The following is a 14,065-nucleotide window of genomic DNA, read 5'->3' as shown; positions in this document are numbered from 1 at the left end:
ACATCGGCTCCCGGAGCCCGCGGACCCCGACTTTCGGCCGAGGCCGGCGGCAGCGGATCGGACTCCCGGCCGATCCGCGGCGGCCCCCGGGAGCGGGAGAGTCGTCCCCATGAACGTTGTGCTTGAAGGAATCGGCCTGGTCAAAAGGTTCGGCCCGGCCGTGGCGCTGGGCGGTGTCGGGCTGGCCGTCCGGGGTGGCGAGGCCGTAGCGATCATGGGGCCGAGCGGGTCGGGCAAGTCGACCCTGCTGCACTGCCTCGCCGGGATCATGAAGCCGGACGAGGGAGAGGTCCGCCTGCTGGACCGGCGGATCGACACGATGGGCGAGCGCGAGCGCAGCGCCCTGCGCCGCACCCGGTTCGGGTTCGTGTTCCAGTTCGGCCAGCTGCTGCCGGAGCTGCCCGCCGACGAGAACGTGGCGCTGCCGCTCATGCTCGGCGACGTCTCCCGGGCCGACGCCGTACGGCGGGCCCGCGAGTGGTTCGCCCCGCTCGGCCTGGCCGGGATGGAGGAGCGGCGTCCGGGCGAGCTCTCCGGCGGCCAGGCGCAGCGGGTGGCGATCGCCAGGGCGCTGGTCACCCGGCCCGCGGTGATCTTCGCGGACGAGCCGACCGGCGCGCTCGACCAGGCCACCGGCCAGGAGACGATGCGCCTGCTGGTGGAGGCCACCAAGCACAACGGGGCGTCGCTGGTGGTCGTCACCCACGACCCCGAGGTGGCGCGCTGGTGCGACCGCGTGGTCGAGGTCCGCGACGGCCGCGTCCTGCCCGACCCGCGGGGCACCGCGCCCGCCGTGGCCACTGTGCCCGCCGCGCCCGCGGCGGCCGGTCCGGGCGGATGGGACCGGGAGACCGGGGCGGGCCGGTGAGCGCGATGGGCAACCTGATCGGCCTGGCCTGGCGGCTGCTGCGCGGCGGGGGCCGCCGCGGCCTGCTGGGCGCCGGCCTGACCGCGGCGGCGGTGGCCATCAGCACCGCGCTCCTGCTGTTCACCGTGGCCGTCAACTTCGCCTTCCAGGGCAGGGCCGACCGGGAGGCGTGGCGCAACCCGGTGGCCGCCGCGGACGGGGCGGTGGCGGTCGAGTCGGTCCGCACCGACCACGTGCGCGGGCAGCGGATCACCGTCGTCAACCTGACGGCGCTGAAGCCGGGTGTGCCCGCGCCGCCCGGCCTGACCCGCTTCCCGGCCCCCGGCGAGGTCTGGTTCTCCCCGGCGCTCGCCGAGCTCGCCGGGAGCCTTCCCGCCGGCCAGCTCGCCGACCGGTTCCCCGGCCGGCGCGCCGGGACCGTCGAGGAGGGGACGCTGGTCCACCCCGGCGAGCTCCTGGTCGTCCGCGGGCAGACGCCGGACTCCCCGGAGCTGACCGTCAGGGCGCCGGGCTACGCCGACCGGGACCGCGGCGTCGGGCCGGTGCGGATCTCCTCCTTCGCCGGGCGGCACACCGACGAGGCGGTGGGCTACCAGATCCTCGGGGTGGTCGCCAGCGTCCTGATGGTCGTTCCGCTGCTGGTGTTCGGCGGCGCCGCGGCCCGGCTCACCGTGGCCCGCCGCGACCAGCGCCTGGCCGCGCTCCGGCTGGTCGGCGCGACCCCGGGGCAGGTCGTCACGATGACCGTCGCGGAGGCGGTGATCACCGCGTTCTGCGGCGCGCTGCTCGGCCTGGTCCTGTACGGGGTCTGCTCCCCCCTGCTCACCGGGATCGAGGTGGCCGGCGGCTCCTGGTTCCTGGCGGACCTGTGGCCGGGCGCGCCGGCGGTGGCGGGGGTGCTGGTGGCCGTGCCGCTGCTCGTCGGCCTGTCGGCGGTGGCCGGGCTGCGCCGCGTCGTGGTCAGCCCGCTCGGCGTCGCACGGCGGGAGACGCCCCCGGCGATGCGCTTCATCCGGGTCGTCGCGTTGCTCGCGGCCCTCGCCACGGTGCCCGTCGTCGGCGGCATGGGGGCGGGTGTCGGGATCTTCGCCCTCTCCCTGGGGCTGGCCTTCGGCGCCGTCAACCTCGCCGGTCCCTGGGTGGTCGGCCGGATCGGCCGGATCGTCGCGCGCACCGCCCGCGGTCCGGCCCGGCTGCTGGCCGGTCGCCGCCTGATCGACGATCCCAGGTCCGCCTGGCGGACGGTGAGCGGCGTCGCCATGATCGGATTCATCGCCGGGTTCATCGGCCTGCTCGTCCCGGACAGCGGCCTGTTCGGCTCCCCGGACGCCGCCGTCCTGCGCGTCTCGGCGCCTCCCGCGCGCCTTTCCGAGGTCGCCGGCCAGGCCCGCGAGCGGCTGTCGGCGGCCGGCGTCCCGGCGACGGTGCGGATGACCGGCGGGAGCGAGGGCAAGCTGAAGGTGGTCGCCGTCACGCCCCGCGCGCACGACGCCGCGACGCTCGACCGGGCCCGCACCGCGCTGACCGGTCTGGTCCCGGGCGGCGTGGCCACCACGGCGGCCGACGACCAGCGGGCCTCCAACCGGATGCTCGGCGACATCCGCACCGGCGTGGTCGCCGTGCTCGCGGTGTGCTTCCTGGTGGCGATCGCCAGCGCCGGGATCACCGCCGCCTCCTCGGTCCTGGACCGCCGGCAGACCTACGCGCTGCTCAGGCTGGCGGGCACCCCGCTCTCGGTGCTGAACGCGGCCCGCCGGTCCGAGACGCTCATCCCGCTGACGGTCATGGGCGGCGGCACCATCGCGGCGGGCATGTTCTGCGCCCTGCCGTTCGTGTACGCCGCGCTGAACACGACCGGGCTGACGGTCCTGCTGACCTGCGTGGTCCTCGGCTTCGCCGGGGTGGTGGGCGCCGGGGCGGCGAGCGCCCCGCTGCTGCGGTCGGTCACCGCCGACCCCGCGCCGCGGCCGGACTGACCCCGGCCGCCGGCCCGGGACCGGCCGCGGCGCGGGGCTCGGTCCGCGCCGCGGCCCGGCGCGGAACCCGGCCCGGAAGCCCGGTCCGGGGGCGTCGGCCCAGGACCAGGCCGCGGATCGCCGGTCCGGGACGTCAGCCCAGGACCAGGTCGCGGATCGTCCGCAGGGAGTCCTCGTCGCGCGGGCCCATCACCAGAAGGCTGGTGACCGGGCTCGCCCGCCACGCGGCGAGGCGCTCGCGGATCCGCCCGGCCGGGCCGACCAGGGAGATGCCGTCGGCCAGCTCGTCCGGGACCGCCGCGAACGCCTCCTGCCTGCGCCCGGCCAGGTAGAGCGCCTGGATCCGCTCGGCCGCCTCGCCGTACCCCATCCTGGCGACGATGTCGGAGTGGAAGTTGCGGCCCTTGGCCCCCATGCCGCCGATGTAGAGGGTCAGCATCGCCTTCACCGTGTCCAGGGCGCCCCGGACGTCGTCGGTGAGCAGCGTCATGACCATCGCCGCGATGTCGAAGCCCGGGGCCGCCCCGGCGAGCGGCGGGCCGTACATCTCGCCGATCCGTTCCGGGAGCGTGAACAGCGGGAGCCAGCCGTCGGCGATCTCCGCGGCGAGCGCGACGTTCCGGGGCCCCTCGGCGCCCAGGTAGACGGGGATGTCGGGGCGCAGCGGGCGGGTGATCAGCTTCAGCGGCTTGCCGAGGCCGGCGCCGCCCGGATAGGGGAGCGGGTAGTGCTCGCCGTCGTGCGTCACCGGCTCGTCGCGGCGCCAGACCTTCCGCATGATCTCGACGTACTCGCGGGTGCGGGCCAGCGGCCGGGGGAACGGCACGCCGTACCAGCCCTCGACCACCTGCGGGCCGGAGGCGCCGATCCCGAGCAGCAGCCGCCCGCCGGTCAGGTGGTCCAGCGTCATCGCGGTCATCGCGGTCGCCGCCGGGGTCCGGGCCGAGAGCTGGACCACCGAGGTGCCCAGCCTGATCCGGGACGTACGGGCGCCGTACCAGGCCAGCGGGGTGAAGGCGTCGCTGCCGTACGCCTCGGCGGTCCAGACGGAGTCGTAGCCCAGCCGCTCGGCGGCCTGGACGAGCGCGGTGGCGTCGAAGGGGTCGCGCTGCCAGTAGCCGAGATTCAGGCCGAGCCTCAGGTCGGCGGTCATGGGGGCCTCCCGCGAGAAGTCGTGCGCCTACCCGATGAGAACACGTTCCAGCAGGGGGGTCGAGAGGGAGCCGAGGGGGAGGTGTCGGCGTCGGGGCAGGTGGGAAACGTGAATTTGTGCTGAACACCGTCCGCAAGCTCCTGTGCCTGACGCTGCTGTCCGTCCTCGCGGCGGCGTCCGGACTGGCCCCCACGGCGGCGCAGGCCGTCCGGCGGCCGAACATCGTGTTCATCCTCACCGACGACCTGGAGGCGGGGAACCTCCACCTCTTCCCGAACATCTGGAACCAGCTCGTCCTCGCCGGCACCGGTTTCGAGCGCTTCTTCGTGTCGAACTCCTGGTGCTGCCCCTCCCGCTCGTCGATTCTGCGCTCCCAGTACGTCCACAGCCACGGCGTGCTGACCAACACCGGCCCCGAAGGGGGATTCGAGAAGTTCTTCACCTCCGGTCTGGAACGTTCCACAATCGGCACCTGGATGCAGGACGCCGGGTACCGCACCGGGCTGATGGGCAAATACCTCAACCACTACCCCGGCGGCATCGCTCCGCCGGACCACGTGCCACCCGGCTGGGACGAGTGGGACGTCCCCGTGCGCAACCTCTACAACGAGTACGACTACGCGCTCAACGAGAACGGCACGGTACGGGCGTACGGCTCGCTGCCCCAGGACTACCTCGGCGACGTGCTGAGCGAGAAGGCCCAGGCGTTCGTCTCCCAGCCGGGCGACCAGCCGTTCTTCCTCTACCTCGCGCCCATCGCCCCGCACAACCCGGCCAACTGCGCGCCCCGGCACGCCGAGGCGTTCCCCTACGCGACGGCGCCCCGGACCCCGTCGTTCAACCAGGAGGACGTCTCCGCCGAGCCCCTCTGGATGCGGATGCGCCCGCGGTTCGGCGCGCTCGCGACCCAGCGGATCGACGAGCGCTACCGCCGGAGGCTCCGCGCCATGCTGGGCGTGGACGACATGGTCGGCGCCCTGGTCGAGACCCTCAGGGCCGCCGGCAAACTGGACGACACCTATATCTTCTTCGGCTCCGATAACGGGTTCCACCTGGGCCAGCACCGGCTCCAGCACGGCAAGACCACCCCGTTCGACGAGGCGATCAGGGTGCCGCTCGTGGTCCGCGGGCCGGGCGTGCGGCCCGGTGGCGTCGTCGAGGAGATGGGCGCCAACGTCGATCTCGCCCCGACCTTCGCCGACCTGGCCGGGGCCCGGCTGCCCTCCTTCGTCGAGGGAAGGTCCCTGGTGCCGCTGCTGCAAGGCCGCACGCCCCCGTCCTGGCGGCAGAACGTGCTGCTGGAGTTCAACCGCCCGTTCAACCTGGACTCGGCCCGCCAGACGCCGGTCCCGGCCTACCGGGGCATGCGGACCGCCCGCTACACCTTCGTCCGCTACGCGACCGGGGAGTACCAGCTCTACGACCTCGTCACCGACCCCTACCAGCTCCACAACCTCGCGGCCGGGGTGCCGCCGTCGGTGATCTCCGCGTTCGACCGGCAGCTCGACGCGCTGGCGACGTGCTCGGGCGAGTCGTGCCGGGTGGCCGACTCCGTCCAGCCGCCCTCGATCACCGGCACCGTCCCGTCCCCGGCGTCCTCGCTCGGACCCGTCTCCCTGGGGGTCCCCGGGCCGTCGTCGGGCGTCGTCCCGGCCCCGGTCTCCGCCACCTCGGAGGGCCTGCCGGGCGCCGCCCTCATGCCCTGACCGGTGCCGCTCCCCGCGGTTCGGAAAGCCGGACGGATAGTGTGTTGCACCAGACTCGGGAGGGAGTGCCTTGCGCGTCGCCCTGTTCGTCACATGCGTGAACGACACCCTGTTCCCCGGCACCGGGCAGGCGGTCGTGACCCTGCTGCGCCGCCTGGGCTGCGACGTGGACTTCCCCACGGCGCAGACGTGCTGCGGCCAGATGCACCTCAACACCGGCTACCTGGCCGAGGGCAGGCGGCTGGCACGGCACTTCGCGGACGTCTTCGCCGGTTACGACGCGGTCGTGGTGCCGTCGGGGTCGTGCGCCGCGATGGTGCGTGAGCAGTACCCGAAGCTGGCCCGCGCCGCCTCGGGCGGTCACGGCGGTCACGGCGGCCACGAGACGGGCGGCGGGCCGGTCCCGTCCGGCGCGGCGGGCGGGTACGAACCCCGTGCCGGCGAGCCCGCCCCTCCGGCGGGGGAGTCCGCCGAGGCGGGGCCGAGGGTCTACGAGCTGTCGGAGTTCCTCCTCGACGTCCTCGGCGCCGAGGACGTCGGGGCGTACTTCCCGCACCGGGTGACCTACCACCCGACCTGCCACTCCCTGCGCGGCCTGCGCCTGGGCGACCGCCCGCTCCGCCTGCTGGAGCGGGTGCGGGGCCTGGAGCTGGTGCCGCTGCCCGAGTCCGAGGAGTGCTGCGGCTTCGGCGGCACCTTCGCGGTGAAGAACCCGGCGGTCTCCGCGGCCATGTGCGCCGACAAGGTGCGCAACATCATGGACACCGGCGCGGAGGTGGTCTGCGCCACCGACAACTCCTGCCTGATGCACATCGGCGGCACCCTGCGGCGGCAGCGCACCGGGGTGCGGACCATGCACCTCGCCGAGATCCTCGCCGCCACGGAGGACCCCGCGGGGACCGCGGCGGCCGGTGCCGCACGCGGAGTCGCGGAAGACGCCGCGACGACCGCCGGGGAGGACGGCGCGGTGACCCGGGATGACGGCGCGGTGACCGGGGAGGACGGCCGATGAGCGGGGACGACGGCGCGGTGACCCGGGAGGACGGCCGATGAGCGGGGACGACGGCGCGGTGACCAGGGGGGACGGCCGATGAGCGGGAACGCCGCGTTCCTCGGCATGCCCGCGTTCCCGCGCAACGCGGCCGCCGCCGTCCAGGACTCCCAGCTCAGGTTCAACCTCCGCAAGGCCACGCGCACGATTCGCGGGAGGCGGGCCTCCGTCGTCGCCGAGCTGCCCGACTGGGCGGAACTGCGCGCCGCGGGCCGGCAGATCAAGGACCACACGCTGCGCAACCTGGACCGCTACCTCCTGCAGTTGGAGGAGGCCGTCACCGCGGCCGGCGGCCACGTCCACTGGGCGGCCGACGCCGCGGAGGCCAACCGGATCGTCACCGGCCTGGTCAGGGCGACCGGTGAGACCAGCGTGGTCAAGGTCAAGTCGATGGCCACCCAGGAGATCGGACTCAACGAGGCGCTCGGCCGCGCGGGCGTCACCGCCTACGAGACCGACCTCGCCGAACTGATCGTGCAGCTCGGCGACGACTGGCCCTCGCACATCCTGGTCCCCGCCATCCACCGCAACCGCTCGGAGATCCGTGAGATCTTCCGCGCGAAGATGGCCGCCTGGGGCCGTCCGGCGCCCGGCGAGCTGACCGACGACCCCCGCGCCCTGGCCGAGGCGGCCCGCCTCCACCTGCGGGAGCGCTTCCTGTCCACCAAGGTCGCGATCTCCGGCGCCAACTTCATGATCGCCGAGACCGGCACGCTGGTGGTGCTGGAGTCCGAGGGCAACGGCCGGATGTGCCTGACCCTGCCGGAGACGCTGATCAGCGTGGTCGGCATCGAGAAACTCCTGCCGACCTGGCGCGACCTGGAGGTCTTCCTCCAACTGCTGCCCAGGAGCTCCACCGGCGAGCGGATGAACCCCTACACCTCCACCTGGACCGGCGCCGCCGAGGGACAGGAGTTCCACCTCGTCCTGCTGGACAACGGCCGCACCCGCGTCCTCGCCGACGAGGTGGGACGGCAGGCACTGCGCTGCATCCGCTGCTCGGCCTGCCTGAACGTCTGCCCGGTCTACGAGCGCGCGGGCGGCCACGCCTATGGCTCGGTCTATCCCGGCCCGATCGGCGCGATCCTCACCCCGCAGCTGCGCGGCATGGCCTCCGAGCTCGACGCCTCGCTGCCGTACGCCTCCAGCCTGTGCGGCGCCTGCTTCGACGTCTGCCCGGTGGCGATCGACATCCCCGAGGTCCTGGTCCACCTGCGGGGGAAGGCCCGCCACCCGCGCGCCGAGCGCCTCGGCATGCGCGCCGCCGGATGGGTGTTCGACCGTCCGGCGCGCCTGGCGGGGGCCCAGCGGCTCGCCGGACGGCTGCGCCGCTTCGTCCCCGGGCGACTGCCCGGCCCGCTGGCCGCCTGGACCGACACCCGCGACCTTCCCGACATCCCCGCCGAGTCCTTCCGCGACTGGTGGAACCGTACGAACGGGGGCACCCGATGAGCGGAGGCAAGGAGCGGATCCTGGCCAGGATCCGCGCCGCCGTGGCCGGGGCTCCCGACGTGGAGATCACCCGCGTCTACCGCACGACGCGCGACCTGCCCGGCGCGGTGGAGCTGTTCGCCGAGCGGGTGGCGGACTACCGCGCCGCCGTGCACGTGGTGGCCGAGGCGGAGGCGACCGCGACGATCACCGCGGCGCTGGCCGGGCGCGGCGCCGTCCGGGTGGTCATCCCCGCCGGCCTCCCCCCGGAGTGGACACCCCCGGAGCCGGTCGCCGACGACCCGCCGCTGAGCGCGGCCGAGCTGGACGCCGTGGACGGCGTGATCACCGGATGCGCGGTGGCGATCGCCGAGACCGGCACGATCGTGCTGGACGCCGGCCCCGGGCAGGGGCGGCGGGCGCTGACCCTGGTCCCGGACTACCACCTGTGCGTGGTGCGGGCGGACCAGATCGTGGCGGACGTGCCCGACGCCGTCGGGCGGCTCGACCCGGCCCGGCCGCTGACCTGGATCAGCGGCCCTTCGGCGACCAGCGACATCGAGCTGAACCGGGTCGAGGGCGTGCACGGCCCGCGCGTGCTGGAAGTGATCGTCGTCCGCTGAACCGCCCCGGCGCCACCGCGCCGTCGTCCGGGCGCCACGGCGCCGCCGTCCGGTGGGGTGCTGCCGGTTCACGGGACGCCGGATGTCCTGCCTGGTCAGGCATGGTCCGGCCGGATCGGATGGGATTGTTACCCGGAGGCGTGAAGGGGCGTGGCGCCGCTTTTGGACAGTCCGTTACCTGCCCATGCCACCGCGCCATCGGATATCCTCGCCACTCGCGACCGAGTGTCCCCGGGTCGAGATCCACCGCGTACTGCCAGGTCAAGGTCATTGGAGTCTCTCCTTCATGAAACCGCCGCTGCTGCTCATCGGGCAGGGCTCGCACGATGACGCGGGTTCCGCAGAATTCGGCAGGTTCGTTCACCGGCTCCGCTGCCGTCTGGACCAGACGGCGGCCGACGTCTCCGGCGGATACATCAGCAGGGCCAGGCCCCGCCTCAGCGACTCGATCGCCTCGCTGGTCGCCCGGGGGCACCACCGGATGGTGGCGCTGCCGCTGAGCCTCACCGAGGACATGCGCGCCGACGCCGACCTCCTCGCCGTGATGGCCCAGGAGCAGGAGCGTCACCCGATGCTCTCCTGTGACTACGGCCGTCCGCTCGGCTCCGACCCCCGGGTGCTGGCGCTGCTGGCCGAGCGCCTGGCCGACGCCGCCGCCGAGGTCGCCAGCCTTCGCCTGGTCCCCGTGGCCGCCGGTCCGCTCGACGACGAGCCCGAGCGCATCGAGATCGGCGAGACCGCCGTGGTCCTGGTCGGCGACGGCTCCACCAGCCCCGCCGCCAACGCGGACGTCCACCGGGTCTCCCGCCTGTTCTGGGAGACGCACGCCCACGAGTACATGACCGTGGAGACGGCGTTCGTCTCCCTCACCCCGCCCGGTGTCCCCGGCGGCATCGAGCGCTGCCGCCGGCTCGGCGCCAAGCGCGTGATCGTCGTCCCCTACCTGCTGTTCGGCGGCGGGGTGCTCGACCGCGTCTGGGCCCAGGCCATGGCCTACGCCGCGGGCCACCCCGACCTCGACGTCCGGTGCGCCGACGTCATCGGCGACTGCGAGGGCCTGGCCGACGTGGTCGTCGAGCGCTACGAGGAGGCGCTCGGCGGCGTCATCTGGTGACCGGCCGCTGAGCGGCCGGCGGCTCCGCCCGACGCCGGTCTCGTGCGGAGCGCGGGGCTTCCGGCCGGATCCCGGGCTTCCCGCGGGACCTGAGACTTCCGGTTGAATCCCGTATCTCCTGAGGCAAGCGAGGCTTCCGGCCGGATTCCGAACTTCCCGTGGAACCCGTACCCCCGCGGATGCCATGATCCCCCGCGGAACCGAGGTTTCGCGGAACGCCGGGTTTTCGCGGACACTGAACGGCATGACCCTCCTTGAGCAGACCATCGCCGCGATCAGGCCCGCCGACCCCGCCGCGCTGGCCGCGGCCAGGGCCCACCAGGACAGCCTGACCAAACCCCGCGGCGCTCTGGGCGCACTGGAGGAGGTGGCGGTACGGCTGGCCGGGGCCGCAGCGGTCAACCCGCCGCCGATGCCGTTCCCGGCGGCGCTGGCCATCTTCGCCGCCGACCACGGTGTCCACACCCAAGGGGTGAGCCCGTGGCCGCGGGAGGTCACCGCCCAGATGGTCGGCAACTTCCTCGCGGGCGGTGCGGTGGCCAACGCCTTCGCCGCCCAGGTCGGCGCCTCGGTGACGGTCGTGGACGTCGGCGTCGCCGCCGACCTCGAACCGGCGCCGGGCCTGACGGTCAGCAAGGTCGCCTACGGCACCGCCGACATGTCGCAGGGGCCGGCGATGACCGTCGAGCAGGCGGTCGCCGCCCTGGAGGTCGGGATCTCCGTGGCCCGGGATCTCGTCGGGCGCGGCGCCCGCTGCCTGGTAACGGGGGACATGGGCATCGCCAACACCACCGCCTCGGCCGCGCTGATCTGCGCCTTCACCGGCCGGGACCCGGACGTCGTGACCGGCAGGGGGACCGGCGCCGACGACGAGACGCTGGCACGGAAGGTCGCGGTGGTCCGCCGGGCGCTGCGGGTGAACGGCCTGGCCGGCGGCCTGACGGAGGGCTCGGGCGGTTCGGAGGGCTTGGAGGGCCTGGAAGGGCCGGCCGGTCAGGGCGGCCTGGACGCTTCGGGTGGCTCGGACGGTTGGGATGGTCCCGGTGGCCCTGGCGGTGCGGGCGGCGCGTCGGGTGAGGCGCCGGCACGATCGGCACTGGAGACGCTGGCCGCGGTCGGAGGGCTGGAGCACGCCGCGATCGCCGGGTTCGTCCTGGGCGGGGCCGCTGCCCGGGTGCCCGTCATCCTCGACGGCGTCATCGCGGGCTCGGCCGCGCTCGTGGCCGCCGCGCTGGCCCCCGGCGCGGTGGACCACTGCGTCGCCGGGCACCGTTCGGCCGAGCCGGGTCACGCCGCCGCCCTCGACCATCTGGGCCTGCGGCCCCTGGTGGAGCTGGAGATGCGGCTCGGGGAGGGGACCGGCGGCCTGCTCGCCCACCCGCTGGTCTGCGCCGCCGTCCGGGTGATGCACGAGGTCGCGACCTTCGACTCGGCCGGGGTCACGGACAAGGAGGCGTGAGCCCTCCGGCCCGGTGACGGGTGCGGCGGGTCGCCGCACCCGCCACGGGAAGGACCGGGAGGACCGGGAGGACCGGGAAGGTCAGAAAGGCCGGGAAGGCCGGAAAGGCTGGGGGGCGCGGGGGCGGGGCCTCGGAAAGACCGTGGGGCGAGGTGGGAGGACCGCGAGGAGGTCGCGAAAAGGCCGGGTGGAGACCGCGGGAGATTCCGAAGAGATCGCGGGAAGGCTGTGGGGAGTGACGGGGAGGCGTTCCTTACCCTGTTGGGAACCCTGTTGGGACAGAGGCAGTCAACTACACGGCGCAAGCCGGTAGGTTTGCCTCCTGACGCCCATGCCCACCGATCGACCGCGAACAGGAGATCTGCCGCATGTCGCCCTATCTACTGGGTTTGCGCCTCTCCGGGCGGCGGGTGCTCGTCGTGGGCGGTGGACGCGTCGCCCAGCGGCGGGTCCCGGCGCTGCTCGACGCCGGCGCGCTGGTCACCGTCATCTCCCCGGAGGTCACCCACGCCCTCGACGACCTCATCGCGGTCGGCCGCGTGACCTGGGAGGCCAGGCCGTACGAGGTGGGCGACCTGGACGGGGCCTGGCTGGTGCAGGCGTGCACCGACGACCGGGCGGTGAACACGGCGGTGGCGGCCGAGGCGGAGGCCAAGCGGATCTGGTGCGTGCGCGCGGACGACAGGGAGGCGTCGGCGGCGTGGACCCCCGCCCGCGGGCGGGTGGACGAGATCGACGTGGCGGTCACCGCCGGCGGTGATCCCCGCCGGGCGGCGGGGATCCGGGACGCCGTGGTGGCGGCGTTGCGCGACGGCACGATCGACGCCCGGCGCGGCCGTACCAAACCGGTGGGTGTGGCGCTGGTCGGCGGGGGCCCGGGGGACCCGAGCCTGATCACGGTGCGCGGCCGTCAGCTGCTCGCCCAGGCCGACGTGGTCGTCGCCGACCGGCTCGCGCCACGTGCCCTGCTCGACGAGCTTCCCCCGGACGTCGAGCTGATCGACGCCGCGAAGGTCCCCTACGGCCGGTCCATGCCCCAGAAGGAGATCAACAGGCTGCTGGTCGAGCACGCCAAGCAGGGCAAGTTCGTGGTCCGCCTCAAGGGGGGCGACCCGTTCGTCTTCGGGCGCGGCGGGGAGGAGATGCTCGCCTGCGCCCGCGAGGGCATTCCGGTCATCGTCGTGCCGGGCATCACCAGCCCCGTCGCGGTACCCGCCGCGGCGGGCGTGCCGGTGACGCACCGCGGCGTCAGCCAGGAGTTCCATGTGGTGTCGGTCCACGTTCCGCCCGGCGATCCCCGGTCGACCGTCGACTGGCCGAACCTGGCGAATTCCAATGGAACCCTGGTGCTCATGATGGCCGTCGAACGAATCGGAATAATCGCCGAAACTCTTCTCCAGGAGGGACGTTCGCCGGAAACTCCCGTGATGGTGGTACAGGACGGTACTCTTCCCACCCAACGGGCTCTCCACGCGACGCTGTCCACCGTGGCGGAGCGCGTGACCGCGGCCGGGATCCGGCCACCTGCGATCGTGATCGTCGGCGATGTCGTGAAGATCGGCCAGGAGGTCGATATGGTTCGAGCGGAGCGCGTACCGTGAAGTCGCCTGCCAATAGGCCCCCCCACCAGGGCGAACGTGATCGCCGGCTCGCCCGCGCCTCCCGGGAGTCCTCCGGCGGCACCGCTCCGGACGACGCCGAGTCACCAGGGGAGCAGACCCTCGCCTTCGGAGCCATCGGCCCCGCTCACGACCCCCGCTCGCCCGAACGTCCCCCGGCCGGTGAGGACGCGGGCGGATCCGCCGCCCCGCCCGCCGACGACCCGATGGCCGCCTTCCGCGCCGCAGCGGCGGCGGCCCAGGCGAGGATCGCGGCCCTGACCGGCGACGCGCCCGCGTCTCGCGAGGACACCGCCGGACCGTCGGCGGCGGGCGCCGGATCAGCCCGGCCCGCGGGCGGAGCACCCGCACGGCCCGATGCTCCCGGGCGGCCTGTGAGTCGAGCGCCCGCGCGACCCGATACCTCCGGGCGGCCCGCAGGCGTGCCCGCGCGGCCCGCGGGCGAGGCGCCCACACGTAGTGGGGCCGCCTCACCGGCGGCGAACGGCCCCGTCGGCCCGCCGGTGAACGATCCGCTCGCGGACTTCCGTGCCGCCGCGACGGCTGACGACCCGATGGCCGCCTTCCGCGCCGCAGCGGCGGCGGCCCAGGCGAGGATCGCGGCCCTGACCGGTGGCACTCCCGCGCCTCCGGCGAGTGGCCATGACGCCTCGTCACCGGCCCCGGCGAGCGGTGCTCCCGTGGGGAAAGCCCCCGTGAGCGGCGCCCCGGCCTCCTCTCCCGGCCGCGTGGACGCGGAGCCGGACCGGTCCGGGGACGGGTTCGCATCCGCCCTCATCGGCGACGACGCCGGTGAGGGCACCGGCGGGAGCGGAGAGGTCACCGGAGCCGCGCACGCTCCCGTCGTGGCCGGCCCCGCCGGAGATCCGGACTTCACCCGCGACCGGGACCCCGTACACGATCAGTCATTCGCGGACGTCCCGGACTCCGTCGTGTCCGGGGGCGCACACGAACCGGTTTCCGTGCATGAGCGGGACTCCGAGGGTGTCCCGGGTTCCACAGGGTCCGAGGACGTACCCGCCTCGGACCCTGTCGTGTCCGAGGACGTCCCGGGCTCCACTGATG

The 14,065-nt window shown here is 74.3% G+C and carries 10 protein-coding genes; 9 read left to right on the top strand and 1 reads right to left on the bottom strand.

From position 1 onward, the window contains the following. The first annotated feature begins 109 nt into the window (after nt 1-109). Together HDA43_RS20225 and HDA43_RS20220 are read left to right on the top strand one after the other, a co-directional pair. Entirely contained in the window at nt 110-868 is a 759-nt protein-coding gene (locus HDA43_RS20225) for an ABC transporter ATP-binding protein (RefSeq protein ID WP_179824035.1), read from the top strand. 5 nt (nt 869-873) lie between these two features. Next, nucleotides 874-2,844: an FtsX-like permease family protein gene (locus HDA43_RS20220; protein ID WP_218912330.1), complete on the top strand. Its 1,971-nt coding sequence runs from the start codon at nt 874-876 to the stop codon at nt 2,842-2,844. Nucleotides 2,845-2,977: 133 nt separating this feature from the next. Here the strand turns inward: HDA43_RS20220 and HDA43_RS20215 are convergent, their stop codons facing one another. Then, nucleotides 2,978-3,997, bottom strand: coding sequence for an LLM class F420-dependent oxidoreductase (locus tag HDA43_RS20215; RefSeq protein WP_179824033.1), 1,020 nt, complete (start codon nt 3,995-3,997; stop codon nt 2,978-2,980). Between the two features lie 116 nt (nt 3,998-4,113). Between HDA43_RS20215 and HDA43_RS20210 the strand changes: the two genes are divergently transcribed. The 7 genes from HDA43_RS20210 (at nt 4,114) to cobA (ending at nt 12,982) form a co-directional block, all read left to right on the top strand. Continuing rightward, the gene (locus tag HDA43_RS20210) at nt 4,114-5,703 is read left to right on the top strand and encodes a sulfatase family protein (protein WP_179824031.1); all 1,590 of its coding nucleotides are present in this window, start codon (nt 4,114-4,116) and stop codon (nt 5,701-5,703) included. 70 nt (nt 5,704-5,773) lie between these two features. Further along, a complete protein-coding gene (locus HDA43_RS20205) occupies nt 5,774-6,715 on the top strand; it encodes a (Fe-S)-binding protein (protein ID WP_179824030.1) in 942 nt (313 codons plus the stop codon). A 78-nt stretch (nt 6,716-6,793) separates the two neighbouring features. Next, on the top strand, nt 6,794-8,206 hold the full coding sequence (locus tag HDA43_RS20200) for a lactate utilization protein B (protein WP_179824028.1): 1,413 nt from the start codon (nt 6,794-6,796) through the stop codon (nt 8,204-8,206). Next, nucleotides 8,203-8,808, top strand: coding sequence for a LutC/YkgG family protein (locus HDA43_RS20195; protein WP_179824025.1), 606 nt, complete (start codon nt 8,203-8,205; stop codon nt 8,806-8,808). The genes HDA43_RS20200 and HDA43_RS20195 overlap by 4 nt, the downstream gene beginning before the upstream one ends. A 286-nt stretch (nt 8,809-9,094) precedes the next feature. Continuing rightward, nucleotides 9,095-9,922, top strand: coding sequence for a sirohydrochlorin chelatase (locus HDA43_RS20190; protein WP_179824023.1), 828 nt, complete (start codon nt 9,095-9,097; stop codon nt 9,920-9,922). Between the two features lie 244 nt (nt 9,923-10,166). After that, the gene (locus HDA43_RS20185; RefSeq protein ID WP_179824021.1) at nt 10,167-11,381 is read left to right on the top strand and encodes a nicotinate-nucleotide--dimethylbenzimidazole phosphoribosyltransferase; all 1,215 of its coding nucleotides are present in this window, start codon (nt 10,167-10,169) and stop codon (nt 11,379-11,381) included. Between the two features lie 368 nt (nt 11,382-11,749). Continuing rightward, the gene (cobA, locus tag HDA43_RS20180) at nt 11,750-12,982 is read left to right on the top strand and encodes a uroporphyrinogen-III C-methyltransferase (RefSeq protein WP_179824019.1); all 1,233 of its coding nucleotides are present in this window, start codon (nt 11,750-11,752) and stop codon (nt 12,980-12,982) included. The last annotated feature ends 1,083 nt before the right edge of the window (nt 12,983-14,065 follow it).

The sequence above is a fragment of the Streptosporangium sandarakinum genome, from assembly GCF_013409935.1.
GTDB lineage: Bacteria > Actinomycetota > Actinomycetes > Streptosporangiales > Streptosporangiaceae > Streptosporangium > Streptosporangium nondiastaticum.
Note: the sequence above shows the minus strand (reverse complement) of the source record. Positions and strands in the feature narration are given on the sequence as shown.

What these genes read in the sequence shown, in the direction of transcription:
- HDA43_RS20185 (WP_179824021.1), top strand. Translation starts at nt 10,167, where the DNA reads ATGACCCTCCTTGAGCAGACCATCGCCGCGATCAGGCCCGCCGACCCC.
- HDA43_RS20220 (WP_218912330.1), top strand. Translation starts at nt 874, where the DNA reads ATGGGCAACCTGATCGGCCTGGCCTGGCGGCTGCTGCGCGGCGGGGGC.
- HDA43_RS20195 (WP_179824025.1), top strand. Translation starts at nt 8,203, where the DNA reads ATGAGCGGAGGCAAGGAGCGGATCCTGGCCAGGATCCGCGCCGCCGTG.
- cobA (WP_179824019.1), top strand. Translation starts at nt 11,750, where the DNA reads ATGTCGCCCTATCTACTGGGTTTGCGCCTCTCCGGGCGGCGGGTGCTC.
- HDA43_RS20190 (WP_179824023.1), top strand. Translation starts at nt 9,095, where the DNA reads ATGAAACCGCCGCTGCTGCTCATCGGGCAGGGCTCGCACGATGACGCG.
- HDA43_RS20225 (WP_179824035.1), top strand. Translation starts at nt 110, where the DNA reads ATGAACGTTGTGCTTGAAGGAATCGGCCTGGTCAAAAGGTTCGGCCCG.
- HDA43_RS20200 (WP_179824028.1), top strand. Translation starts at nt 6,794, where the DNA reads ATGAGCGGGAACGCCGCGTTCCTCGGCATGCCCGCGTTCCCGCGCAAC.
- HDA43_RS20215 (WP_179824033.1), bottom strand. Translation starts at nt 3,997, where the DNA reads ATGACCGCCGACCTGAGGCTCGGCCTGAATCTCGGCTACTGGCAGCGC.